General features: G+C 61.0%; 24 protein-coding genes. 13 read left to right on the plus strand and 11 right to left on the minus strand.

Features of this window, described 5'->3' with window-relative positions:
• Window positions 1-273: 273 nt before the first annotated feature.
• The gene (locus ABSE61_RS12525; protein WP_423871429.1) at window positions 274-1,752 is read left to right on the plus strand and encodes an FAD-binding oxidoreductase; all 1,479 of its coding nucleotides are present in this window, start codon (window positions 274-276) and stop codon (window positions 1,750-1,752) included.
• Between the two features lie 54 nt (window positions 1,753-1,806).
• Here the strand turns inward: ABSE61_RS12525 and ABSE61_RS12530 are convergent, their stop codons facing one another.
• Window positions 1,807-2,064: a hypothetical protein gene (locus ABSE61_RS12530; RefSeq protein ID WP_423871430.1), complete on the minus strand. Its 258-nt coding sequence runs from the start codon at window positions 2,062-2,064 to the stop codon at window positions 1,807-1,809.
• 287 nt (window positions 2,065-2,351) lie between these two features.
• On the opposite strand from ABSE61_RS12530, the gene coaD reads away from it, so the two are divergent.
• The 5 genes from coaD (at window position 2,352) to queA (ending at window position 5,537) form a co-directional block, all read left to right on the plus strand.
• Window positions 2,352-2,849 (plus strand): pantetheine-phosphate adenylyltransferase, encoded by a 498-nt coding sequence (gene coaD / locus ABSE61_RS12535; RefSeq protein ID WP_423871431.1) that lies wholly within the window; start codon window positions 2,352-2,354, stop codon window positions 2,847-2,849.
• 26 nt (window positions 2,850-2,875) lie between these two features.
• Window positions 2,876-3,439 carry a peptidylprolyl isomerase gene (locus ABSE61_RS12540; RefSeq protein WP_423871432.1) on the plus strand — a complete coding sequence of 188 codons (564 nt, stop codon included), beginning with the start codon at window positions 2,876-2,878 and terminating at the stop codon, window positions 3,437-3,439.
• A gap of 29 nt (window positions 3,440-3,468) precedes the next feature.
• Window positions 3,469-3,876: a UCP034077 family protein gene (locus ABSE61_RS12545; protein ID WP_423871539.1), complete on the plus strand. Its 408-nt coding sequence runs from the start codon at window positions 3,469-3,471 to the stop codon at window positions 3,874-3,876.
• Window positions 3,852-4,316 carry a peptidylprolyl isomerase gene (locus ABSE61_RS12550; protein WP_423871433.1) on the plus strand — a complete coding sequence of 155 codons (465 nt, stop codon included), beginning with the start codon at window positions 3,852-3,854 and terminating at the stop codon, window positions 4,314-4,316. Before ABSE61_RS12545 ends, ABSE61_RS12550 begins: the two co-directional genes overlap by 25 nt.
• 144 nt (window positions 4,317-4,460) lie before the next feature.
• Window positions 4,461-5,537, plus strand: coding sequence for a tRNA preQ1(34) S-adenosylmethionine ribosyltransferase-isomerase QueA (gene queA, locus ABSE61_RS12555; protein WP_423871434.1), 1,077 nt, complete (start codon window positions 4,461-4,463; stop codon window positions 5,535-5,537).
• 12 nt (window positions 5,538-5,549) lie between these two features.
• Here the strand turns inward: queA and ABSE61_RS12560 are convergent, their stop codons facing one another.
• Window positions 5,550-6,587, minus strand: a complete 1,038-nt coding sequence (locus ABSE61_RS12560) for an aspartate-semialdehyde dehydrogenase (protein WP_423871435.1) — start codon at window positions 6,585-6,587, stop codon at window positions 5,550-5,552.
• 261 nt (window positions 6,588-6,848) lie between these two features.
• Here ABSE61_RS12560 and tgt point away from each other — a divergent pair, with 261 nt between their 5' ends.
• Window positions 6,849-7,982: a tRNA guanosine(34) transglycosylase Tgt gene (gene tgt, locus ABSE61_RS12565; protein WP_423871436.1), complete on the plus strand. Its 1,134-nt coding sequence runs from the start codon at window positions 6,849-6,851 to the stop codon at window positions 7,980-7,982.
• Between the two features lie 35 nt (window positions 7,983-8,017).
• Here tgt and ABSE61_RS12570 read toward each other — a convergent pair whose 3' ends face one another.
• A complete protein-coding gene (locus ABSE61_RS12570; protein ID WP_423871437.1) occupies window positions 8,018-8,233 on the minus strand; it encodes a hypothetical protein in 216 nt (71 codons plus the stop codon).
• A 220-nt stretch (window positions 8,234-8,453) separates the two neighbouring features.
• Between ABSE61_RS12570 and cysK the strand changes: the two genes are divergently transcribed.
• Window positions 8,454-9,431: a cysteine synthase A gene (cysK, locus tag ABSE61_RS12575; protein ID WP_423871438.1), complete on the plus strand. Its 978-nt coding sequence runs from the start codon at window positions 8,454-8,456 to the stop codon at window positions 9,429-9,431.
• 2 nt (window positions 9,432-9,433) lie between these two features.
• The gene (locus tag ABSE61_RS12580) at window positions 9,434-9,673 is read left to right on the plus strand and encodes a BrnA antitoxin family protein (RefSeq protein WP_423871439.1); all 240 of its coding nucleotides are present in this window, start codon (window positions 9,434-9,436) and stop codon (window positions 9,671-9,673) included.
• A gap of 12 nt (window positions 9,674-9,685) precedes the next feature.
• Here the strand turns inward: ABSE61_RS12580 and ABSE61_RS12585 are convergent, their stop codons facing one another.
• Window positions 9,686-10,564 carry a DMT family transporter gene (locus tag ABSE61_RS12585; protein WP_423871440.1) on the minus strand — a complete coding sequence of 293 codons (879 nt, stop codon included), beginning with the start codon at window positions 10,562-10,564 and terminating at the stop codon, window positions 9,686-9,688.
• Window positions 10,565-10,710: 146 nt separating this feature from the next.
• Between ABSE61_RS12585 and ABSE61_RS12590 the strand changes: the two genes are divergently transcribed.
• On the plus strand, window positions 10,711-11,109 hold the full coding sequence (locus ABSE61_RS12590) for a RidA family protein (RefSeq protein ID WP_423871441.1): 399 nt from the start codon (window positions 10,711-10,713) through the stop codon (window positions 11,107-11,109).
• Window positions 11,110-11,176: 67 nt separating this feature from the next.
• On the opposite strand, the gene ABSE61_RS12595 is transcribed toward ABSE61_RS12590, so the two are convergent.
• From ABSE61_RS12595 to ABSE61_RS12605, 3 genes are all read right to left on the minus strand, one after another.
• Window positions 11,177-11,683, minus strand: coding sequence for a hypothetical protein (locus tag ABSE61_RS12595; RefSeq protein ID WP_423871442.1), 507 nt, complete (start codon window positions 11,681-11,683; stop codon window positions 11,177-11,179).
• 330 nt (window positions 11,684-12,013) lie between these two features.
• A complete protein-coding gene (locus tag ABSE61_RS12600; RefSeq protein ID WP_423871443.1) occupies window positions 12,014-12,604 on the minus strand; it encodes a formyltransferase family protein in 591 nt (196 codons plus the stop codon).
• Window positions 12,605-12,936: 332 nt separating this feature from the next.
• Window positions 12,937-13,290 carry a hypothetical protein gene (locus ABSE61_RS12605; RefSeq protein WP_423871444.1) on the minus strand — a complete coding sequence of 118 codons (354 nt, stop codon included), beginning with the start codon at window positions 13,288-13,290 and terminating at the stop codon, window positions 12,937-12,939.
• A gap of 314 nt (window positions 13,291-13,604) precedes the next feature.
• Between ABSE61_RS12605 and ABSE61_RS12610 the strand changes: the two genes are divergently transcribed.
• The 3 genes from ABSE61_RS12610 (at window position 13,605) to ABSE61_RS12620 (ending at window position 16,608) form a co-directional block, all read left to right on the plus strand.
• On the plus strand, window positions 13,605-14,375 hold the full coding sequence (locus tag ABSE61_RS12610) for a hypothetical protein (RefSeq protein ID WP_423871445.1): 771 nt from the start codon (window positions 13,605-13,607) through the stop codon (window positions 14,373-14,375).
• 73 nt (window positions 14,376-14,448) lie between these two features.
• A complete protein-coding gene (locus ABSE61_RS12615) occupies window positions 14,449-14,823 on the plus strand; it encodes a winged helix-turn-helix domain-containing protein (protein WP_423871540.1) in 375 nt (124 codons plus the stop codon).
• Between the two features lie 288 nt (window positions 14,824-15,111).
• Window positions 15,112-16,608, plus strand: a complete 1,497-nt coding sequence (locus tag ABSE61_RS12620; RefSeq protein WP_423871446.1) for a porin — start codon at window positions 15,112-15,114, stop codon at window positions 16,606-16,608.
• A gap of 350 nt (window positions 16,609-16,958) precedes the next feature.
• Here ABSE61_RS12620 and ABSE61_RS12625 read toward each other — a convergent pair whose 3' ends face one another.
• The 4 genes from ABSE61_RS12625 to ABSE61_RS12640 all read right to left on the minus strand — a co-directional run bounded on the left by ABSE61_RS12625 (window position 16,959) and on the right by ABSE61_RS12640 (window position 23,043).
• Window positions 16,959-18,365, minus strand: a complete 1,407-nt coding sequence (locus tag ABSE61_RS12625; protein WP_423871447.1) for a sodium:solute symporter family protein — start codon at window positions 18,363-18,365, stop codon at window positions 16,959-16,961.
• A 74-nt stretch (window positions 18,366-18,439) separates the two neighbouring features.
• Window positions 18,440-18,697: a hypothetical protein gene (locus ABSE61_RS12630; RefSeq protein WP_423871448.1), complete on the minus strand. Its 258-nt coding sequence runs from the start codon at window positions 18,695-18,697 to the stop codon at window positions 18,440-18,442.
• 288 nt (window positions 18,698-18,985) lie between these two features.
• Entirely contained in the window at window positions 18,986-20,134 is a 1,149-nt protein-coding gene (locus ABSE61_RS12635) for a ribonucleotide-diphosphate reductase subunit beta (RefSeq protein ID WP_423871449.1), read from the minus strand.
• An 11-nt stretch (window positions 20,135-20,145) separates the two neighbouring features.
• Window positions 20,146-23,043 (minus strand): ribonucleoside-diphosphate reductase subunit alpha, encoded by a 2,898-nt coding sequence (locus ABSE61_RS12640; protein WP_423871450.1) that lies wholly within the window; start codon window positions 23,041-23,043, stop codon window positions 20,146-20,148.
• Window positions 23,044-23,119: the final 76 nt, after the last annotated feature.

Below are 23,119 nucleotides of genomic sequence, written 5' to 3' on the forward strand. Positions count from 1 at the left end.
CGTCGGTGCCAAAGCCGACGACATGGAAAACTTCCTTACCGATATCGATGCCGATCGAGGCCAAGGGCGTGGTCATGGGCTGCTTCTCCGGGTGCTGTGAGGTAGTCTCTGCAGACTATCCCGCGGGGGAAGCAGCCGGTCCATCCCATTAACGGACATCGCCGTCGCGTCTTGGATGTCCGCCCTTCGGGGTGAAACAGACTTGTTAGGCGACGTTTCACTTCATCGCCTTGCGCTTTTACGCGCCACGGTTAGCCGGATACGAGGGACAGCATGAAGCGCCGTGAATTCCTGCAAGCCTCCGGCGCCTTCTCGGCAAACCTGATCGTCGGCAGTTCGCTGCTCGAGATCCGCAAGGCGGAAGCGGCGACCAGTCTGCCGATCGCAGCGCTGAAGGCTGAGTTCGATCCCAAAAAGGATCTGGTTCTGATTTCGGGGAGCGGAGCTCCCAACAAGTTTGACTATAATGCTTCGTACAGCAAGCGAAAGCAGATCACGCCGCAAGTGCGTGTCGTCGCGTCGAGCGCCCAGGCCGTGGGCCAAGCCGTCCGCTGGGCGACCGGGAACGGCGTCAGCTTCGCCATCCGCTCCGGCGGACACTCGTATGAAGGCCTTTCGCAGAACGCCGATCTCGTCATCGATGTACGCGGCATGGCCGCTACCCAGCTCGCCGCCGACAAGAAGTCGGTGTCGATCGGCTCCGGCGCCTCGTTGGGCGTTATCTATGGTACCCTCGAACCTTCTCATCTTGCGATCCCCGCTGGCAGCTGTTTTCCCGTCGGCGTCGCCGGTCATTCGCTGGGCGGCGGCTTCGGCCTGCTGGGACGCCCTTTTGGACTGGCGTGCGACAGCGTGTTGTCGATGGAGGTCGTCGATGCCTCCGGCAATGTCTTGAATGTGAGTGAGAGCGAAAACCCCGATTTGTTCTGGGCGTTGCGCGGCGGCGGCAACGGCAGCTTCGGCATCGTGACCAAATTCAACTTCCGCACCAGCGCGGTCAACCTCATCGCCAAGTTCGCCATCACCTGGAGCAAGCCGGCGGCTCAAGCCGCCAAGATCGTGCTGGCCTGGCAGGAATGGCTCGATAGTCTGCCGTCCGCAATCACCTGCACGCTTCACCTGACCAAAGAAGCGGGCGGAGTGATCAAGGTGCATATCGCCGGCCTGTCGGTCGATTCCGAGAGCAAGCTGACGGCTGAGATGAAACGCCTGCAAAAACTCGCAGGCCCAGCCGAGATACTCGTCACGACCACAATGACGTTCGCCAAGGCCGCGAACATCTTCAACGGCGGCGGGCCGGCCTATGAATCGGTTCTGATGAAGGCAAAGTCCGACTACGTTACCGAACCCATGACCGAGCAGGGGATTTTGACGCTGCTGGATGGGTTGCAGAAGGCGCCCGGCGAGATTGCGGTGCTATTCGACAGCTACGGCGGCGCCATCAACAAGGTTGCTTCTGACGCCACAGCGTTCGTCCACCGCGGCGCCACGAAATACCTCATCCAGTATTTCATGCAGTGGGAGAGCCCAGGGGCCAACGAGACCAGTATCGCGATGATGCGGACGCTGTATGCGTCGATGCGGCCGTATGTCTCCGGCGCGTCGTACGTGAATTATTGCGATCTCGATCTCGGCGACGGGTACGCCAAAGCCTATTGGGGCGACAACCTCGCCCGGCTGACGAAGATCAAGGCGGCGTTCGACCCGAATAACACTTTTCGGCACGCCCAGAGCGTGCCGTTGGAAGCTTAGCCGGAAAGGGAGCCGGAAGTCGTCACCACGAGAGTTAGCGAAGCAATAGCGCGACTATCGCGTGCGGTCCGCAGTAACCAGACGGGCCTCGCGTACGGCCACCTTGGAACCTACCGTACGCAGGCAGGAAGCCTCAAAATGCGGCCAGGCCTGTTCTGAGCAGTTGCGGCCGGTCGGGTGGATATCGAGGCGGTCGGCCTTGGCAAGTGCGCGCGGCACGCTGGCTTCGACTTGCGGCGCAAAGCCCGGCAGAACGGCCAGCGCGGCGGCGAGGCACGCGACAAAAGCTAAGGCTGAAAGAGTCTTGATCATGACGGTCCCCTGTCACCGAGCCTTGGTGGCCCTCGTTATCTGTCGTCTTGATACAAACCCGGCGTTTCCGGAGTTCTTCGCCGCAGTCGGCCAATGGCCGAAAATGGTTTCATCCGGCCGTCTTTTTGTTTCGTCGCCCGATCCGGGACGAAACAAAGCCGGCCCTGGCCAGAAGACGCGTCGCGCCCCTAAATGGTTCAATGGCCGACGAAATATAACCGGCAAGGTCGTCCCAAGCCTGATTGAGACCTGCTTGCAGCCCCAAGCGGGGCGGGGTAGGACGTTTCATGCCCCGCATTGCGCTTTATCCCGGCTCATTCGACCCCGTTACCAATGGCCATCTGGACGTAGTCCGGCATGCCGTCGACCTCTGCGACCGCCTGGTGGTGGCGATCGGCGTCCATCCCGGAAAAGCGCCGCTGTTTTCAGTCGAGGATCGACTTTCGATGCTCCGCGAGGTGTTCGAACCGGTTGCCAGCCACGCCAAATGCGAATTCGACTGCATTACCTTCGATGACCTCACGGTCACCGCCGCCAAGCGCGTCGGAGCCACCATCCTGATCCGAGGTTTGCGGGACGGCACCGACCTCGACTACGAAATGCAGATCGCCGGCATGAACGAGACCATGGCGCCGGGGGTCCGCACTGTTTTCCTGCCGGCCTCACCGACCGTTCGCCCGATCACTGCCACACTGGTGCGACAGATCGCCGGTATGGGTGGGGACGTCTCGAACTTCGTGCCCAAGGCCATTGCAAAACGCCTCAAGGCCAAATTCGGCCGTTGATATCTTCTCTTAACGCTGGAGCTTCCATGATCCGAATTCTCGCCGTTTTCGTCGCGCTGCTATGCGCTGCGCCCGCCATCGCCCAGCCGTTGCCTGCCGATCTCGACAAGCAAAACACCATCGTCATCGACACGACCAAGGGACGCATTATCATCAAGCTGCGCACGGACATCGCGCCGAAGCACGCCGAGCGTCTCAAGCAACTGGCCCGCGAAGGCTATTATAACAACGTGCCGTTTCATCGCGTGATGGACGGATTCATGGCGCAGACCGGCGACGGCCAGAATTTCAACGGGACCGGCGGATCGAAATATCCGAACCTGACGCAGGAATTCTCCACCGTCCACTTCAAGCGCGGCATCGTCGGCATGGCGCGGCGCGGCGACAGCGTCGATTCCGCCAACTCGCAGTTCTTCATCATGTTCGGAGACGGTGCGCCGCTCGACAACAAGTACACCGTGATCGGTGAAGTGGTGCAGGGTATGGACGTCGTCGACAAGCTGAAGAAGGCGGACCCCGGATCAGCGGGCGGTGCGGTGACCGATCCCGACAAGATGGTGAAGGTGCAGGTCGCCGCCGACATGAAGTGACGGTGACGAGCCGGCCTCGCCGTTTGTCCTTGATATGCGTCGCGGGGTTTTGGCTCGTTGGGCTCACACCTCTGTCGGCGCAACCGGCGCAGGTGAACACCATTGCGGATATTTTCGCGAGGCTCAGGACGTGCTGGCGTCCGCCGAACTTAACGTGGGCCCATCCCGATATCGATATTACCGTGATCGTCAGCTTTAACCGGGCGGGGGAAATTCTGGGCCGCCCCCGCGTCACCTATGAATCGGAACAAGCGGACGATAACGATCGTTTACTATACCGGATTGCGGCCATGGAGGCGTTGCAGCGCTGCACGCCGATGCCATTTACAGATGCAATGGCTGGCGCCGCGGCTGGCCGTCCTTTTGCGATCAGATTTCACAACCGTAAACCTTCACCAACAGAGAAGCGAGCATGGCTGATACAGAAAATACTTTGATCCTCGAAACCACGCAGGGCCCCGTCACCATCGAAATGCGGCCCGATCTGGCGCCGAACCACGTCGCGCGGATCAAGGAACTCGTGCGCGAGGGATTTTACGACGGCATCGTGTTCCACCGCGTGATCGACGGCTTCATGGCCCAGACAGGCTGCCCGCAGGGCACCGGCACCGGCGGTTCCGGCACCAAGCTCAAGGCCGAGTTCAATGCGGAGCCGCATGTACGCGGAACTACGTCGATGGCGCGCGCCGCAAGTCCTGATTCTGGCGACAGCCAGTTCTTCATCTGCTTCGACGATGCCCCGTTCCTCAACAAGCAGTACACGGTGTGGGGCCAGGTGACCTCGGGCATGGAAAACGTCGACAAGATCAAGCGCGGCGAGCCGGTCAAGGATCCCGACAAGATCGTCAAGGCGCATATGGCGCTGGATGAGGCGTGACCTTTTCTCATGGTGAGGAGCCCGCAAAGCGGGCGCCTCGAACCGTGAGGCCACAAGAAGCCTCGACGCCCTGACCTCATCCTTCGAGACGCGCTAACGCGCTCCTCAGGATGAGGGAACGGGGCGAGGGCGCAAAAAATCACGATGCGCACCGATCTCTTTGACTTCGAATTGCCCGCTGAGCGGATCGCGCTGCGCCCCGCGCAGCCGCGGGATTCCGCGCGGCTATTGGTGGTCGAGCCGGGCGCGCGCTTGCACGACCGCACGGTGTCGGACCTGCCGCAATGGCTCAAGCCGGGCGATCAGCTTGTCGTCAACGACACCAAGGTGATCTCGGCCCAACTCAGGGGGCGGCGGATCGGCCGCGAGACTGAGCCGAAAATCGATACGACGCTGATCAAGCGGCTCGACGGCTCGCGCTGGCAAGCCCTGGTCAAGCCGGCCAAAAAGCTCGCGCGCGGCGACGTCGTTCGCTTCGGCAGCGAAGGCAGGATCTGTCTGCTCGGCCACCTCGATGCCGAGGTGGAAGAAAAAGGTGAAGACGGCGCGGTGACGCTGTCGTTTTCGTTTCACGGGCCGGCGCTCGATGCTGCGATTGCCGACCTCGGCAGTCCGCCGCTGCCGCCCTACATCGCCTCCAAACGCGCACCCGACGAGCACGACGCGGCCGACTACCAGACCATGTTCGCCACCAATGACGGCGCGGTCGCGGCCCCCACGGCCGGCCTGCATTTCACGCCCGACCTGGAGACGGCGCTGCGTGAGCGCGGCATCGGCCTCAATCGCATTACTCTTCATGTCGGCGCCGGCACGTTCCTGCCGGTCAAGGTCGACGACACCACGGAACACAAGATGCATTCCGAGTGGGGCGCCATCTCGCCAGAGGTCGCCGAAACGCTCAATGCAGCGCGCGCGAAGGGTGGCCGCGTCGTCGCCATCGGCACCACGTCGCTACGATTGTTAGAGAGCGCGGCCGCCGAGAATGGCGAGATCCAGCCATTTTCCGACGACACCGCGATCTTCATCACGCCCGGCTATCGCTTTCGCGCGGTCGATATTCTCCTGACCAATTTCCATTTGCCACGCTCGACGCTGTTCATGCTGGTCTCGGCTTTCTCAGGGCTTGAGACCATGAAGCGTGCCTACGCTCATGCCATCGCGAGCGGCTACCGGTTTTATTCCTACGGCGATGCCTGCCTCCTGTTTCGTGGGCACGATTGACCCTTCACGGTGTTAGGCCGCGACGCGTTCCGGCAGTAATTCCGCGATCTGCACTGCGTTCAGCGCCGCGCCCTTCAGCAATTGATCCGCGGCGACGAACAGCGAGATCGAATGCCCGGTTGCGTCGCTGAGGTCGCGTCTGATACGCCCGACCAGGACGTCGTCCTGGCCTGATGCCTCGATTGGCATCGGGAAATAATTCCTGACGCGGTCGTCGACGATTTTGACACCGGGTGCATTCGCCAGGATCTTGCGAACCTCATCTTCGGAAATCGGCCGTTCACATTCGAAGGTGATCGCCTGGCTATGGGCGCGCAGCACCGGCACCCGCACGCAGGTGATCCCAATCGCGATTGCGTCGTCTTCGAAGATCTTCCGCGTCTCCTTGATCACCTTGGTCTCTTCTTCGTTATAGCCGGTCTCGGGATCGACCTTGGTGTCGTGGTTGAAGACGTTGAAGGCATATGGGTGCGGCAGCACGGTGGGAACATAGCGCTCGCCGGCAAGGCTCGCGCGGGTCGAAGCCACTAGCTCATCCATCGCCGCAGCACCAGCGCCGGAGGCCGCCTGATAGGTCGAAATGATCATCCGCTTGATGCGGTTCTGCCGGTGGATCGGCCACAGCGGCATCAGCGCCGTGATCGCCGAACAGTTGGGGACGGCAATGATGCCCTTATGCTCGGCGATACGCCGGCCGTTGATCTCGGGGATCGCCAGCGGCACGTTGGGGTCCATGCGATACGCGGAGGAGTTGTCGATCACGACCGCACCGGCCTTCACCGCGATCGGTGAGAACTTGCGCGAGACGCTGCTGCCGGCCGAAAACAGCGCGATATCGACGCCGTCAAAGGAGTCTTCGCGAAGCTCCTCGATTGCGATGGTCTCGCCGCGGAAGCCGATCGTTTTGCCCGCCGACCGTGCACCGGCCAGCGCCTTGAGCTTGCGGACCGGAAATCCGCGCTTGTTCAAGGTGGCGATGAATTCGCCACCGACGGCGCCGGTCACGCCGGCAATGGCAACTACAGGGTCTCTGTGCACGTTGGTCTCCATTTCGTTTGAGCATGCTTGAGGCAATAAAAAAGCCCCGGACCTTTCAGGGGCGGGGCTTTGGTTCAGATGATGCGGTCGTTTGACTACGCGCGCACACCTCCCGAGCCCCCGGAGGGCTTGGTTTTGGTCGTGGTTTTGGCGGTCGCGTTGGTCATGGGACCGGACTTATGGGCAAGGATCAGCATATCGTCAACCGATTTTGCCCCAAATTCCTTAAACCCAGGTTGAATAGAGCGTCATTGGACGCGATAAGCCGCTCCCATGAGCGTACCCAATCACTTTGCACTGCTTGCAACCGATGGCCCTGCGAGAACCGGCCGGCTGACGACACCCCATGGCGTGGTGCGGACGCCGGCCTTCATGCCCGTCGGCACGGCCGGCGCCATCAAGGGCATGCACTGGCGCGAGGTGCGGGATGCCGGAGCCGACATCGTGCTCGGCAATACCTATCATCTGATGCTGCGGCCCGGTGCGGAGCGGATTGCGGCGCTCGGCGGCTTGCAGCATTTCACCGGCTGGAACGGTCCGATGCTGACCGACTCCGGCGGCTTTCAGGTAATGTCGCTGTCCGAACTTCGAAAGGTGAGGGAACAGGCCGTCACCTTTCGCTCGCATATCGACGGCGCGATGGTGGAGTTGTCGCCGGAGCGGTCGATCGAGGTGCAGCGGCTGCTAGGTTCCGACATCGCGATGCAGATGGATGAGTGCGTCAGGCTGCCGGCGGAGCGAAGCGATATCGATCGCGCCATGCAGCTATCGTTGCGCTGGGCCGAGCGCTCCAAGCGCGCGTTCGAGACCGCGCCTGCCGGCTACATGCTGTTTGGGATTGTGCAGGGCGGCGATATCCCGCAATTGCGCCACGTGAGCGCGCGCGGTCTCGTCGATATCGGTTTTCACGGCTATGCCATCGGCGGACTCGCGGTCGGCGAGCCGCAAGCGGTGATGCTGTCGATGATCGAGGAGGTCGCGCCACTGCTGCCCGCCGACCGTCCGCGATACCTGATGGGAGTGGGGACGCCGGACGACATGATCGAGGCGGTAGCGCGCGGCGTCGACATGTTCGATTGTGTGATGCCGACGCGCAACGGCCGCCACGGCATGGCGTTCACGCGCTACGGCCAGATCAATTTGCGCAATGCCCGCCACGTCGACGACTCGCGGCCGCTCGATGAAACGAGTTCGTGGCCCGCCACGCGCGACACTTCGCGCGCCTATCTGCATCATCTCGTCAGGTCGGGCGAGACCCTGGGCGCGATGCTGCTGTCTGAAATCAACATCGCTTACTACCAGCTTCTGATGAGCGAGATCAGACAGGCGATCTCGCAAGGCACGTTTGCGAGTTTTCGCGAGCAGACGCGAAGCGACTGGGCAAAAGGCGACATCGCGCCGCGCTGAGGTTCCGCGACGACCAAAATGCGAATAAACGGAACTTAGTTGCAGACCAAACGCTTGAGCGAATGCTTGGTTACAAAACCATAGCCGCAAGTGTCGCAGGTCCAGAGATAGCTCACGATGTTGTCGGCCAAATAGGCTGACGCTTCCGCCGCCACCATCGAATCCGCACAAACCGGGCAGGTCGGCAGATCACTCCCACGGGGATGCGCGTTATGCGATACGGTGGACAGGACTTCAGCAACGGCTGACATCGTGACCTCCCTTTGCGATCTGAACCTGACTGCAACATACAACAGTTTGTTTGACCATGTCGCAACACAAATACGTTGGTTTTACGATATTTGATGCCGCCATCATTTTTGCGCTGCAGCGAATTGTGGCCCTTGAGTGCTTCAGCCCAGGCGCGCAATGCCACATTGAATTTTACTAAAACAACTTTCAACATTCACGCGGTTGTACCGGAGACATGCGATGGACGAATCGTTAACGACGCGTGCCGTGCAGCATCACGGTCGAGGACGGATTTTCGATAGCATCGTGGACGCGATCGGCGACACGCCGATTGTGCGATTGCTGCGACTGCCGCAACAGCGCGGGTCAAAAGCGACCATTCTCGCCAAGCTCGAATATCTCAATCCTGCCGCGAGCGTGAAGGACCGCATCGGCGTCGCCATGATCGTGGCGATGGAGAAAGCCGGTCTCATCGATGCCGACACCGTTCTGATCGAACCGACGTCAGGAAATACCGGCATTGCGCTCGCCTTCGCAGCCGCGTCGCGTGGATACCGGTTGAAGCTGGTGATGCCGGAGTCGATGTCGATCGAGCGGCGCAAAATGCTGGCCTTCCTTGGCGCCGAGATTGTCCTGACCCCGGCCGGTCAGGGCATGAAGGGCGCGATTGCCACCGCCGAAGAACTGGTGCGAACCACGCCGAAAGCCGTGATGCCGCAGCAGTTCAAGAACCTCGCCAATCCGGAGATTCATCGCCGCACCACGGCGGAGGAAATCTGGAACGATACCGGCGGCAACATCGACATCTTTGTCGCAGGCGTCGGCACCGGCGGCACCATTACGGGGGTAGGGCAGGTTCTCAAGAGCCGCAAACCCTCGGTGCGGATCGTGGCCGTCGAGCCGGAGGAAAGTCCGGTGCTCTCGGGCGGTCAGCATTCGCCGCACAAGATCCAGGGCATTGGCGCCGGTTTCGTTCCCGAGATCCTTGATCGTTCCGTCATCGACGAAATCGTCAAGATCAGCAGCGCGGAAGCCATCGAGACCTCACGCGCCATCGCGCGCAATGAGGGCATTGCCGGCGGTATTTCCTCAGGCGCCGCGATTGCGGCCGCGATCAAGCTGGGGCAACGTCCGGAAAACGCGGGCAAGACCATCCTGGCGATTGTGCCCTCGTTCTCGGAGCGCTACCTCTCAACCGTTCTATTCGAAGGAATCTAATCGTGTCGGATCAACCGCGGCGACCGCGAACCCTCAACGATGCCCGCTCGGAAGCGGAGGCCGCGTTCAAGAAGGTAACCAAGAAGGAGGCGGAAGCGCCGCCGAAGACGCTCACGCTTCCCGGCGTCAAGGAGCAGGTTTCGCTGCGGATCGATCAGGACGTGCTCGAATACTTTCGAGAAGGTGGCGCCGGCTGGCAGGACCGTATCAACGCAGCCCTGCGAAAAGCGGCAGGGAAATAGCTCGCAGACGCTTCAAGCTTCGATCGGCGCGGGCCGTGGCGTCGGCGGCTTCAAGTTCAGGAGATTGCCGGCCAGAATGAGCGTCGCGCCGAGGACGGTGAAGAGGTCCAGCCGTTCGCCATAGATCAACCAGCCGGCGGCGGCGGTCAACGGCACGCGGAGGAAATCCATCGGTACCACGGTGGTCGCATCGGCATAGAGCATCGCGCGGGCCAGACAGAAATGCGAGAAGGTCCCGCCGAAGGCAACCGCGATCACCCAGCCCCAGACGTGTGGCGATGGCCAGACCCAGACGTAAAGGGTGGGGAGCGCGCCAACCAGGGCCTGGATCGCCATCATCCAGAACACGATGGCAAGCGCTGTCTCCGTGCGGGTCAGCGATTTCATCATCACGACCGTGGCACCAAGGGTCACGGCCGCGACCAATGCGATCAGTTGGCCGGGATTGATCTCGCCGGTTGACGGGCGCACGATGACGAAGACGCCGATCAGCCCGAGCGCAATCGCCGCAATCTTCCATACGGTAACCCGCTCACCCAGAAAACTGGCGGCGAGGATCGCGGTCCAGATCGGCATGGTGAATTCGATCGACACCACCTGCGCCAGCGGGATCAGCGTCAGCGCCACGAACCAGCCGTACTGGCCGGCATAGTGCAGCAGGGCGCGAGTCGCATGCATCGGCAGCCGCGACGTCCGCAACATCGTAAAGCCGTCGGCGAAGTAGATTACTGGACAGAGCATCAACAGGCCGAGGGTGGACCGGAGCTCCATGATCTGAAAGACCTTGAGCTCGCGTGCGGCCTCGCGACCGGAGATCGCCATCAGCAACATCAGACTTAAGAATCCGGCCATCCACAGCGCGGCTTTCAGTTTGGAAGGCGTTCGATTCATCAGGACAATTCATCCGGCCTAGGGCGAGGTGGCGTCGGCAGAGCACGCCGGGTATCTTCGAACAGGCGTTTGTTTGCAACGAGCAAAGTTGCCGATGCTATAATGCGTGGCGAGGTGAACTCGTAGCGACACATGGGAGGATTTTCATGCGCATCTTGCAGCCGGCTGACTGGTCAAAACCGCGAGGTTTCTCCCATGGCGTGGAGGTCGATGCGCCCGGCCGCTGGATCGTACTGGCCGGCCAAACCGGCGGCGACGACAAGGGCGAATATCCGCCCGATATGGCAAGCCAGGTCGGCGCAGCGCTGCGACGCATCGTGCGCCTGCTCGCGGAGGCTGGCGCCGGCTCGGAGCACATCGTCCGCCTGACCTGGTATCTGACGAGCCGGAGCGAATACGAAGCCGCGGGCAGGGAGGTTGGCGCGGCCTGGCGCGAAACGCTGGGCAAGAATTTTCCGCCATCGACCTTGCTTTATATCGATGGGCTGGTCGACGTCAGAGCCAAGGTCGAGCTCGAAGTGACGGCCTTCGTGCCTGGTGGATAGATCCGCATAAAAAAGCCGGCGGCGCCGAGATGGCGAACCGCCGGCGAGCTGTTGTCTTGATCAGAAATCAGCCGCGGGTCAGCGAAATCGAAGCGCCCTTGAACTGGCTCTCTGCCCTGATGACCACCGACTGCTTATTGCCGCGCGTGGTCAGGGAAATGTTTGCGGTAAATCCGGGCGCGGTGGCGACGACCTGAACCACGCCGGGGCCCGAACGCCCCTCGATACCGCCATTGATGTTGCGGCTGGTTTCGCTCCAGGTTCCTGAAATCGCAGAACCTCTAGCCTCGACATTGCTCGTCAGGTTGAACTTGTAGCTATCGCTGGCGCAGGTCAGCGTCTGCTGCAGGCCATTGCCGCCTTCGCCGACGGCGTAAGTGGCGCGGCAACGGATGCGTTCGGTCGAGCCATCGTCCAGCGTCACCGTGCCTCCGCCGCTCCAGACCCCCTGCATGCCCGCAAAAGCCCCGCCGGATTGCGCTTGGCCGGCGCTGCTCCAGGAGGAGGCCGCAAGCACGGTCGCGAACGCAAACACCGCGCGGCGCGTGAAGCTGCTGAGAGATTTCTTATCCATTCCACTTCCCCCATCCGGCACTGCCACAAAGCTGGCCGTTCGCATATGCACCATTGATCGACATCGGCACAAGTCCCTCGCGGCTCACCGTGGCTGCGAGGTCTGCGCCGAAACTCCGTGTTAAAGTAACTGGGCGACGGCAGGGTGAAAATCAAGCGCCGCCATGTTGCGACCAGCAAACCAAAATACGCATTCTCGACCTGATGATCGTCGAGGTCGGGGCACAATATGGTCAAACTTTGATATGCCGCCTCTGGGGCGAAAAATTTCACCGAAACAACGAATTACATTCAAAATCGAGTCCCGAAAATCAAATAGCGCGCGGCGGGGCTAATCCGCCAGTGCCGGCGCGCTGGTCGCGAATTGCTCGTCCTGCGGCTTTGACGGCAGAGCGTTATGTACCTTGGCGTAGTCGATGACTTCGGCAAGTAATTTCTGTCCCATCGGCGCCAAAGCGCGCTCCCATAATTGTCGGGCGGTTTCATCTTTTCTGACAAAGCACCAATCCTGGGCGGCGATCGCGCCGGCATCCATGCGATCAGCCAAATGGTACACGGTGCCGCCGGCAATCGGATCTTTCGCGCGGATGGTCCATTCGACGGCGGCAATCCCGCGATGCCGGGGCAACAGGGAGGGATGATAGCCGATGCCGCCGAGGCGGGAGGCGGCCAGCGCTTCCTTGCTCACTCGGGCATGGCTGTGCGCGGTGACGATCAGGTCGGTCGCTTTGCCGATTTCGGAGGCAGCCACCAGTTTCGGATTGGCCTGCACGACCACCTCGATACCGGCGTCACGGGCCGTCGCCGCGAGCCGGTCGTCGGCATCGGCGACGACCACCCGGATCACATCGACCTCATGCTGACGCAGCATTTGCAGGGTCGTCACGCCGAAATGACGCGAGCCGACAAGGGTGATCCGCATGGTATTTTCTTCCGTCCTATGTAAGCGTTCAATGTCGATAACACGCCGGGTCCCGGCCCATCGAGCCGAAAGCGGCGAGGACAGGCTTATCAACAGACGGGACCGGCGGAAACTGGCCAATCGGCGCCTCGCCCCGGGGGCATTGCGGCCTCTTTGACGCGTTGAGGGCTAGTATGGCGGTTCAGAAGTCCAAATCATTGTTGCCGCGAGTTCGCTATGCGGACTTCTGAACCAAAGCCACACTAGATCAATGGGTTTGCTAGTGTCCTTTCGATTCCGAAGTTCGAAACGTGGCTCCGTAATAAAATGCCACGAATTTCGGAATCGAGACACTAGCGCGACGAGAATTTCGGGATTTTCTCCGCAAAGCCGTTAAAACACTTCAGTCGCTCGTCTTCTTCCTTGAGGTAGCGGCAATCCATGACCCCGTTCGCCGGCGACGCTTTCGGCTTCGGCTTGGGCGGGATCGCCGCGTCATAGCAGTCGAGCCGCTCCTTGGTTTCGTCATCGATGTCGAGGCAGGCCAACAGCTTCTCGGCGAGCGACTTCGGAGGACCAGCCTTCGGCGCTTTCGACTTGGCATGCGCGGCGGGCTTTCCCGAGGGCGCAGTCGGCGGCGCGTCGTCTTGCTGCGCCAGCGCAGCGGTTGCGAAGAGTACGACGAGCAGCGCAAGCAATTTCTTCATGTCCTGTCCTCTTTGGCCTCGAACCCCCTGGTGGCCCAATTCGGACGTGCAATCCGAAAACGGCTGGCGGCGAGCGGGCGACGAATGTCCGATTTGATCCGCGACACAGGTCTATAAGGCGAACACAGCGCCTTGCAACACGAAGAAATGACGGTGCGGTGCAAATTGGCCACCCGCGAAGCCGGCGTCCGCCCGATGTTTATGGCGGGACAGCGGCATTACGTTTGTGTTCATGTCAAACGAGCGGGCAACGTAGATTTCGATGTGCGGCTGATCCATAATACCGGCTCTCGTGGCAGTGGAGAAACAAGACCATGCGTGCCCTCAAACGCTCGCGGATCGCCGTTCCGTTGATATCGATCGTGGCTGCTTTTGCGTTCTCGGCGCAGGCGCAGGAGCAACAACACAAGCCACCGCCGCAAGGGCAGGGCAGGCCAGCCGCTCCGGCAGCGCGTCCAGCTGCGCCGGCGGCGCGCCCGGTAGGCCCCGGTGCCGGGCAAGTACCCCGCACCGGGCAGGTGCGCGGACCGCAGGGTCCGCAAGGCGCTCGCGTCGTACGCGGGAATTTTCCGCAGCGAAACTTCGGCGGTCACCCCTATCACGGCCGTCTGGCCTGGGGGGGCGGACGGTGGCGCCACGAAATGCACAACGGCCGCATGGGTTGGTGGTGGGACGTCGGCGGTGTCTGGTACTTCTATCCAGAGCCGATGGATGGCCCGCCGACCTATGTTTCCGACGTTGAGGTGATGGACGATGTTGCCGGTCCGGACGATGGGATGCCGGATGGCCCGGGCCCAGGTTATCCACCGCCTCCCGTGGCCGCCTATGCACCACCACCCCCGCCGCCGCCACCCGATCCTGCCGCGGGCGCCGTCGGTGGCGCGATCGTTGGCGGCGTTCTGGGCGGCCTGATCACCGGCCGGCCGGTCGGTGCTGCCGTGGGCGCTATCACCGGTGGCACGATTGGCGCGATCGCGGGAGCTCAAGCGGCCGCACGCCCGGGCTACTATCTGGCGCAGGGCAATTGCTACTATAAGTATCCATCTGGACAATACGTTCAGGTCGATCCACGTAGCTGCTATTGAAGCCAGCTCGACCAAAGAAGATACCGGCGAGTCCAGACTCGCCGGTTGGTTTTTGAAGATGAACAAGCAGACCATGCGCAAGTCATCGCCGACATCGTTGCCATCTCTCAGCGTTCGGATCGATCTCGATTCCGAGGGCAAGATCGGTCCGGGCAAAATCCTCTTGCTTGAGAATATCAACAGCTGCGGCTCGATTTCGGCGGCCGGGCGGGCGATGAACATGTCCTACAAGCGGGCATGGGATCTGGTCGATGAAATCAACCGCATCTGCCAGCAAGCCGCGGTCGAGCGGCAAACCGGCGGCAAGAATGGCGGCGGCGCGATGCTGACGCCGTTTGGCCTGTCGCTGGTAGCCCGTTATCGGAAAATCGAGCGCTCGGCCGAGAGCGCGGCGCGCAAGGAGCTTCAGGCGCTGCGCGCGGATATCGCGGTCGGCCGGAAGGGCTGAGCTAATTCCTGTGCGCTTTCTCGATTCTCTCTTCGCTTCCAACCACCAAATTTACCGTCGCCCGCTGCCTGACGCAGACGCGCAACCCCGCCGCACCTGACTTTTACAATCACAAATCCGGCAATAAGCGCAACCAATCGTCTTAGTTTCCAACTGTTGCGCGGCTGCACTTGTGGCCGAATTCACCCCCGTTATGTTCCGTCAGATATATCGATCGTTATGTTTGGCCAGGCATAGCGAAGAACGGACGAACGTCCGCAGGGGTGGCCGATTTTTGGGGGTATTAAAATGAAGAAGAAAGCGCTTGCGATCGCGCTCGCAATGACAGGCTTGGCGGGCACTGCCTATGCCGCGGACTGGACGCCGCCGAAAGTACCGGATCCGATTCCCGACAACCTGACCTGGTATGGCATCACGCCGATCGGCGCGCTCGATCTCGGTTACGCCTACCAGACCAACGGACGCCCACTCGGCAGCGTCGTTTCGGGCCTTGAATACTCGCCGTTCACGACAACCCGCAACTATACTGGACAGTCGATCTCGACGATTCAACACAGTGCTCTCCAGCAGTCCTTCATCGGCGTCAAGGTCGAAGAACCATTGGGTGGCGACTGGAAAGCGATTGCTCGCCTTGATACCGGGATCGATCCGCTGAAAGGTACTCTTTCCGACGGCTGTAGCTCGTTCATCCAGAACGCGGGTGTGGCTTACAACCAGCAGACTTCGAACGCCGACAGTGGCCGCTGCGGCCAGGCCTTCAACGGCCAGCTCTGGGGCGGTATCAGCAACAAGCAGTACGGCACGCTGACCATCGGCCGGACCAACTCCTTCCAGCTCGACGGCATCGCCACTTACGACCCGATGGCGCTGTCCTACGCCCTGTCGTTGCTCGGCTACTCCGGCACCAACGGCGGTGCCGGCAGCACGGAAGCGGCGCGCTGGGACAATTCGGCCAAGTACGTCTATGACTACGGCCCGATCACTGCTGGCGCGATGTATTCGAATGGCGGCAACGCCACTGGCTTCTTCGGCGATGCTTACGCCTTCATGTTCGGCGGGCATGTAGGCGGCTTCTCAGCAGAGGCTACCTACACCAGGGAACACGGCGCCGTGAACCTGCAGTCGGCAGCCAACCTTCCGCTTAACGGCACGACGCTTTTTGCCAACATGTCCGACGATACCGAGGTGTCGGTGATGGGCAAATATACGTGGCAGCTCGGATCGTCCTCGTCGTCTGCGCCCATGTACACCAAAGCCGCCAAGGCCGAGCCGCTGCCGGTCGACAAGTTCACGATCTTCGCGGGTTACTCCAACGTCCGCAACGCCAATCCGAATACGCCGATCACCCAGGGTAACTCTGCCGGCGGATATCAGCTCACATTGTTGGACAACAACGCATTTACGACTGCGCGGGTTTTCGACTTCTACTGGACAGGCGTGAAGTATGACTTCGCGTGGGGCTTGAGCCTCACCGGTGCGTACTACCACGTCAACCAGAACTCCTACGTCGCCGACAACGCAGCTTGTCCGGCGACTGGTGGCGCGAGTGCGATCACGTGCGCCGGTGGCTATGACCAGGTCTCGTTCCTGGCTGACTACGCTCTGAACAAGCATCTCGACGTCTATGCCGGCGCAACCTGGGCCCAGGTGCGCGGTGGTTTGGCTGCAGCTTTTCCGGGCAACCCCGGCACCAAGGTACTCCAGGGCATCACCTTTTCCGGACCTGCACCTGGTCACGACATCAGCACGGCCGCTGTCGTGACCGGTTTCCGCATCAAGCTCTAAGCGGAACAGGTTGGTATAATCCAAACCGCCGCGGACCCGATCGGTCCGCGGCGGTTTTGTTTTGCAAGCTCAAGGCAATATCGACGGCGTTTGGGTGATCGGTATCGCCGGCTCCATTCGCGTCTTGTTATGGCGAATGAAGACGAAATTTTAAATCATTGATGATGTTATCAAAAGGCCGCACCGCCGCGCGGCCGAGTAGCCGGGCGCCGCCCTTTTCACCTACCCCAGAGAGCGATAGCGCTCGGCTACTTCGTCAGGGTGGCCGGTTTGCGTAACGCTTAGATGACCAGGATACCGGGAACTTTGTTCTCGTCCGCCCCTCCCTGGGCCGGCAAGCAACGCCCTAGCTAGGGCAGTTCCCGTTTCAGGTCCGACGCGCCGGTCCCGATCCTGCTCACCAACGAACTTGCACCCATCACGACCAGCGGCAGCACCAATGCGACATAGGCGTTGTCGATGCCAAAGGGGTTGCCGAACAGAAACCAGGCGACGGTGACGATCATCGAGCCGAGGATACTGAACAGCGCGCCGCGGCTGGTGCCGAACCATGGCGCGTAGAAGACGAGCAGCACCAGAATGGCCAGTGAAGCCCGGATCGCCTTGGCCAGGAACGTGATTTGCAGAATGTTCGGAGTGTAGATCGCCAGCGCAATCGGGAGCAGGCCGACGATCACCGTCGCGATACGAACGAAGTTGAGCGAGCTGCCGTCGTCGCCTTCGGTGCCGATGAACCTCAAGTAAAAATCCTTGTAGAGCAGGGTAGCGGTCGAAACGCTGATGGCAGCGATGGTGCCAAACAACGAGGCGGCCAATCCGGCCGCGACGATACCCGCCATCGGGCCATTCATGTCGGCGATCAGGGCCGAGAAGGCGTTGATGGATTTGATGCCGGGGAACAGGACCAGCGAGCACATTCCGATCAGCGCGGTCGCGATGCCGAAGGGCACCAGCAACAGCGCGGCGCTGAGGCTAGCGACCCGGGCCTTTTGTTGTGTCTCGACGGTGTTGATGGCCTGAATGACATATTGGGTCGAGAAGGTCGCACCGATACCGGCGATGAACCAGGCAAGGATCTGGCTGACGCCCACATTCGTCCAAGAAAACATCTCGGCCGGCAGGCGGGCCTGCAATTCTGCAAGACCGCCGACTTTGCTCAATCCGAAATACAGCGCAATACCGACACCGGCATATTTCATCACCGAATGGATGACGTTGGTGTAGACCACCGACCTCATGCCGCCGACGAAAACATAGAGCACAGCGACGACCCCGCAAATAACGGTCGCCAGCGTCCGGTCCACGGCGAGCAGCACGCTGAGGATCGCGCCGCCGCCGGCATAAAGCGCTACCGCCACGATCTGAAGCGCAAAGATCATGACAAGGGACGTCGCGATCTTGGTCGATGGACCATAGACCTCGGCAAACACGCCCGAGATCGTGTTGTGACCGGACGCCTTGTATTTTCCGGCGAGGAAATACGCGTAGAACAGAAAGCCCGCGCCGAGCGCGATGATGTTCCACGCCGCTGAAATTCCGGAGACGTAGGCTTCCTGCGCGGTCCCGACGCTCGCCGACGTGCCGATGAATTCGGACATCAGCATCAGCCCGACGAGGACAGCAGGTACCCCGGAGCCAGTGGTGCCCGACGTGAAGGTCGCCGCGGTCCTCACCGACTTCTGGACGATGCTCGTCAGAAATCCGAGGCCGCCCATATAAATGAGGACGATGGCCAGGGCCGCGTAGTTGGGTTGCATACGGGCTAGATATCAAGGCGCCGGCGATCGCGCCATGTGCCCGATTGGCCACCCCCCCCGCGGGAAAGTAAGGCTTAGAGGCGACCGTTACATTCGTTTGGCACGAAACGCGGGTTCATCAGGCAGGCGTTATCCAGCGAGGCATCCCAGCCGCCGCGCCGCCGCCAGCCGCTCCAGGCCATATAGTCGCACAACCTGCTGTGGGGATTTCCGGCTTCCCGGGTCGCACAATAGACGCTTTGGCCGTAATTGACGGGGCCCGCGGGCCTCGCCATCGCAGATCCGGCGGTCATCGCCATCGTCACTGCCGCCAGAAGAATTGTCGTTTTCATAGGGGTCTCCTCTCGTGTCTCTCTTACTGAATTAGACACCCCCGATAAAGGTTTCATTCCGTCCGGGAGGCGATTCACAAAATTGTAATTGGATACGATGGGGAAGCGGACGGTGTCGATGGTGCTGCCCACGAAGCGCTTAAGCCCCGCCGAATCAAAGTAATTAAAGATTTAGGGTGTCGCGTCTGACGCGAAGCTGCCGCGCCGCGTTTGAGCGACCACAACGAAAAACCCCGGAATGTCCCGGGGCTTTGGCCGTGATCGTCGGGAAGAGTGCCGGCTGCAGGCTCAGTCCCAGGTGAGCGCTCCACCGTTCTGATATTCGATGACGCGCGTTTCGAAGAAGTTCTTTTCCTTCTTCAGGTCCATCGCTTCCGACATCCACGGGAAAGGATTTTCGGCCTCCGCGAAAACCGGCGCGAGACCGATCTGCGCGCAACGGCGGTTGGCGATGAAGTGCATGTACTGCTCGCAAAGGCTGGCGTTCAGCCCCAGGAAGCCGCGCGGCATCGTGTCCCGTCCGTAGGCCGCCTCGAGTTCGGCCGCTTCGCGGATCATGTCGCGCACCTCGTCCTGAAAGGACGGCGTCCACAAATGCGGGTTCTCGATCTTGATCTGGTTGATCACATCGATACCGAAGTTCAGGTGGATGCTCTCGTCGCGCAAGATGTACTGATACTGCTCGGCGATCCCGACCATCTTGTTACGCCGGCCGAGCGACAGGATTTGCGCAAAACCGGTGTAGAACCACATGCCCTCGAACACGACGTAGAAAGTGATCAAATCGCGCAGGAAGGCCCGGTCCGTATCCGGAGTTCCGGTCGAGAACGATGGATCCTCAAGGTGCTGCGTCTGTTTGAGCGCCCATGCAGCCTTGTCGGTGATCGAGGGCACTTCGCGGTACATGTTGAACAGTTCGCCTTCATTCAGGCCGAGGCTCTCGACAATGTACTGAAAGGTATGCGTGTGGACGGCTTCCTCGAAAGCCTGGCGAAGCAGGTATTGCCGGCATTCGGGGTTGGTGAGGTGGCGATAGATCGCCAGCACGATGTTGTTGCCGACCAGCGATTCCGAGGCAGCGAAGAAACCGAGGTTGCGCTTGATAGCGCGCCGTTCGTCTTCGGTCAGACCATCGCGCGACTTCCAGAGCGCGATGTCGGCTTGCATCGAGACCTCGGTCGGCATCCAGTGATTGTTGCAGCCGGCGAGATACTTCTCCCACGCCCATTTGTATTTGAGAGGAAGCAGCTGGTTGACGTCGGCACGGCAATTGATCATCCGCTTCTCGTCGACCGAAACGCGGCCTCCGCTGCGGTCGATCACGCCTGGAATGGCGTGATCGGACGTTTGCGGCTTAATTTGCACAGCCGATCGCAAGGCATTGATGACGGGGATTTGGGCCGCCGCGGTAGGTTCAGTATCTGACCAGTCGAGCATTTTTGTTTTCCTTACTGGCAGGCTTCGCAATCGGGATCGTCGATCCGGCAGGCTTGGACGCCCTCGAGATCTGGCGCTGCCGGCACGACGATCGGCGCATGCGATATCGCCGTAGTCATCGTGACCGCATTGAGTTTGCCGTCGGTGCCTTTCAGCGTCGATTTTTCGACATGGGTGGCTGATCGCGACCGCAGATAGTAGGTGGTCTTGAGGCCGCGATTCCAGGCGAGACGATAGAGCGCATCGAGCTTCTTGCCGGACGGATTGGCGATATAGAGGTTGAGCGACTGCGACTGGTCGATCCATTTCTGCCGGCGTGCCGCTGCCTCGATCAGCCAGGCGCTGTCGATCTCGAACGCGGTGGCATAGAGCGCCTTGAGATCGTCCGGGATGCGGTCGATCTGTCCGACGCTGCCGTCGAAATATTTCAGGTCGGATACCATGACCTCGTCCCAGAGCCCGCGGGCCTTGAGGTCGCGGACCAGAAATTCGTTCACCACCGTGAAATCGCCCGACATGTTCGATTTGACGAACAGGTTCTGATAATTCGGCTCGATCGATTGCGACACGCCGCAGATATTGGAGATCGTAGCCGTCGGCGCGATCGCCATCACATTCGAATTCCGCATGCCGGTCGATTGGACCTTTCCACGCAAGCTACCCCAATCGAGCGTCGATGAGCGATCGAGGTCCAGCCCGCCGCGGGCATCGGCAAGAAGCTCAACCGAGTCGATCGGTAGAATTCCCGTTGACCACAGCGACCCCTCGAAGCTCGGATATTGTCCGCGCTCCGCGGCCAGATCGCAGGACGCCTCGATCGCATGGAACGAAATCGCTTCCATGCTGCGGTCGGCGAAGCTGACCGCAGCATCGGAGGCAATCGGAATGCGCTGGAGTTGCAGCGCTTCCTGAAAACCCATCAGGCCCAACCCGACCGGGCGATGTCGCAGGTTGGAGCGTCGGGCCTCCGGGATCGTGTAGAAGTTGATGTCGATGACATTGTCGAGCATCCGCACCGCGGTCTTGACCGTGCGCTTCAGCTTGGCGTGATCGACGCCTTCCGCTCCGACATGGTTGAGCAGGTTGACCGAGCCCAGATTGCAGACGGCGACTTCATCGCCGGACGTATTGAGGGTGATCTCGGTGCAAAGGTTTGACGAATGAACCACGCCGACATGGCGCTGCGGCGATCGCAGATTGCAGGGATCCTTGAAGGTGATCCAGGGATGACCGGTCTCGAACAGCATGGTCAGCATGCGGCGCCAGAGATCGGCCGCGCGCACCGTCTTGAAGACACGCAGTCCGCCGGCTTTGGCTTTGGCTTCATAGGCCTCATAGGCGGCCCTGAAATCCGCGCCGTAGCGATCGTGCAAGTCGGCCGTCTCGTCCGGTGAGAACAGGGTCCAGTCGCCATCCTGCGCGACCCGCTGCATGAACAGATCAGGCACCCAATTGGCCGTGTTCATGTCGTGGGTACGCCGGCGATCGTCGCCGGTGTTCTTGCGAAGGTCGAGGAATTCCTCGATGTCGACATGCCAGGTCTCGAGATAGGCGCAGACCGCGCCCTTGCGTTTGCCGCCCTGATTCACCGCAATCGCGGTGTCGTTGGCGACTTTCAGGAAGGGAATGATGCCCTGGCTTTCGCCGTTGGTGCCCTTGATGTGCGCGCCGAGCCCGCGCACCGGCGTCCAGTCATTGCCGAGGCCGCCGGAATATTTGGCGAGCAGGGCGTTGTCCTTGACCGATTTGAAAATGCCGTCGAGATCGTCCGAGACCGTCGTGAGGAAACACGACGAAAGCTGCGGGCGCAGCGTGCCGGCATTGAACAATGTGGGCGTCGAAGCCATGAAGTCGAATGACGACAAGAGATCGTAGAATTCGATCGCCTTGGCCTCGCGGTCGATCTCGCGCATGGCCAGGCCCATCGCAACGCGCATGAAGAAGGCTTGCGGCAGTTCGATCCGCTTGCCGCGGACATGCAGGAAATAACGATCGTAAAGCGTTTGCAGACCAAGGAACTGGAATTTCAGATCGCGTTCCGGCTTTAGCGCAGCGGCGATCTTGCCCAGATCGAAGCGGGCGAGTTCGGGATCGAGCAACTCAGCGGCGATTCCCGTTTTGACATATTCCGGAAAATATTCGGCGTATCTTTTCGCCATGTCGGCCTGCGAGGCGTTTGTCGGGGTGCTACGCACGTAGGACAGAACCTCGCCGCGAAGCTTGTCGAGCAAAAGCCGCGCGCTGACATAGGCGTAGTTCGGCTCCTGTTCCACCAGCGTTCGTGCCGCCATGATCAAGGCCAGCGCCAACTCATCCTGGCTGATGCCGTCGTAAAGGTTGCGGCTCGTCTCGGTCAGCACGGTCGTAGGGGACACGCCATCCAGGCCGGCACAGGCTTCGTTGACGATCAGTTCGAGCCGCTTGTTGTCCAGCCTGATCCGCGATCCATCGGCCAAAGCGACATGAAGCGTCGGATGGGTTGCCGTCGTCGTTTGCGCCGCGGTTTCTTCCGCACGTTTGCGGGCGCGGTCCTCGCGATAAAGCACGTAGGCGCGGGCGACTTTGTGGTTCTCGCTGCGCATCAGCGCGAGTTCGACCTGGTCCTGGACATCCTCGATATGGAACGTGCGGCCCTCGCCGGCGCGACGAGACAGCGCTGCCACCACCTCGGAGGCCAACTGCTCGACGATCTCATGCACGCGTCGCGATGCACCCGCGGTGTTTCCTTCCACGGCGAGAAACGCCTTCGTCATGGCGACCGCGATCTTCCCGGAATCGAACGGGGAAACCTTGCCGTTGCGGCGGATAATCTGCATGGCGGGTTCGCTCGGAACGCCGGCGAGAGATTCCGGACGCAATCGAATGATGGGAGCGGAAGCAGGCTCCGCCTGTTGTAGGTTCAAAGACATTGGATGGCCCCGTGATGCGCATGTTGCAGGTTGGACGGGGCGCGAGGGGACGCTGCAGAAATGTCCGGCAGCCATT

The sequence above is a fragment of the Bradyrhizobium sp. genome (assembly GCF_049519115.1).
Classification (GTDB): Bacteria; Pseudomonadota; Alphaproteobacteria; order Rhizobiales; family Xanthobacteraceae; genus Bradyrhizobium.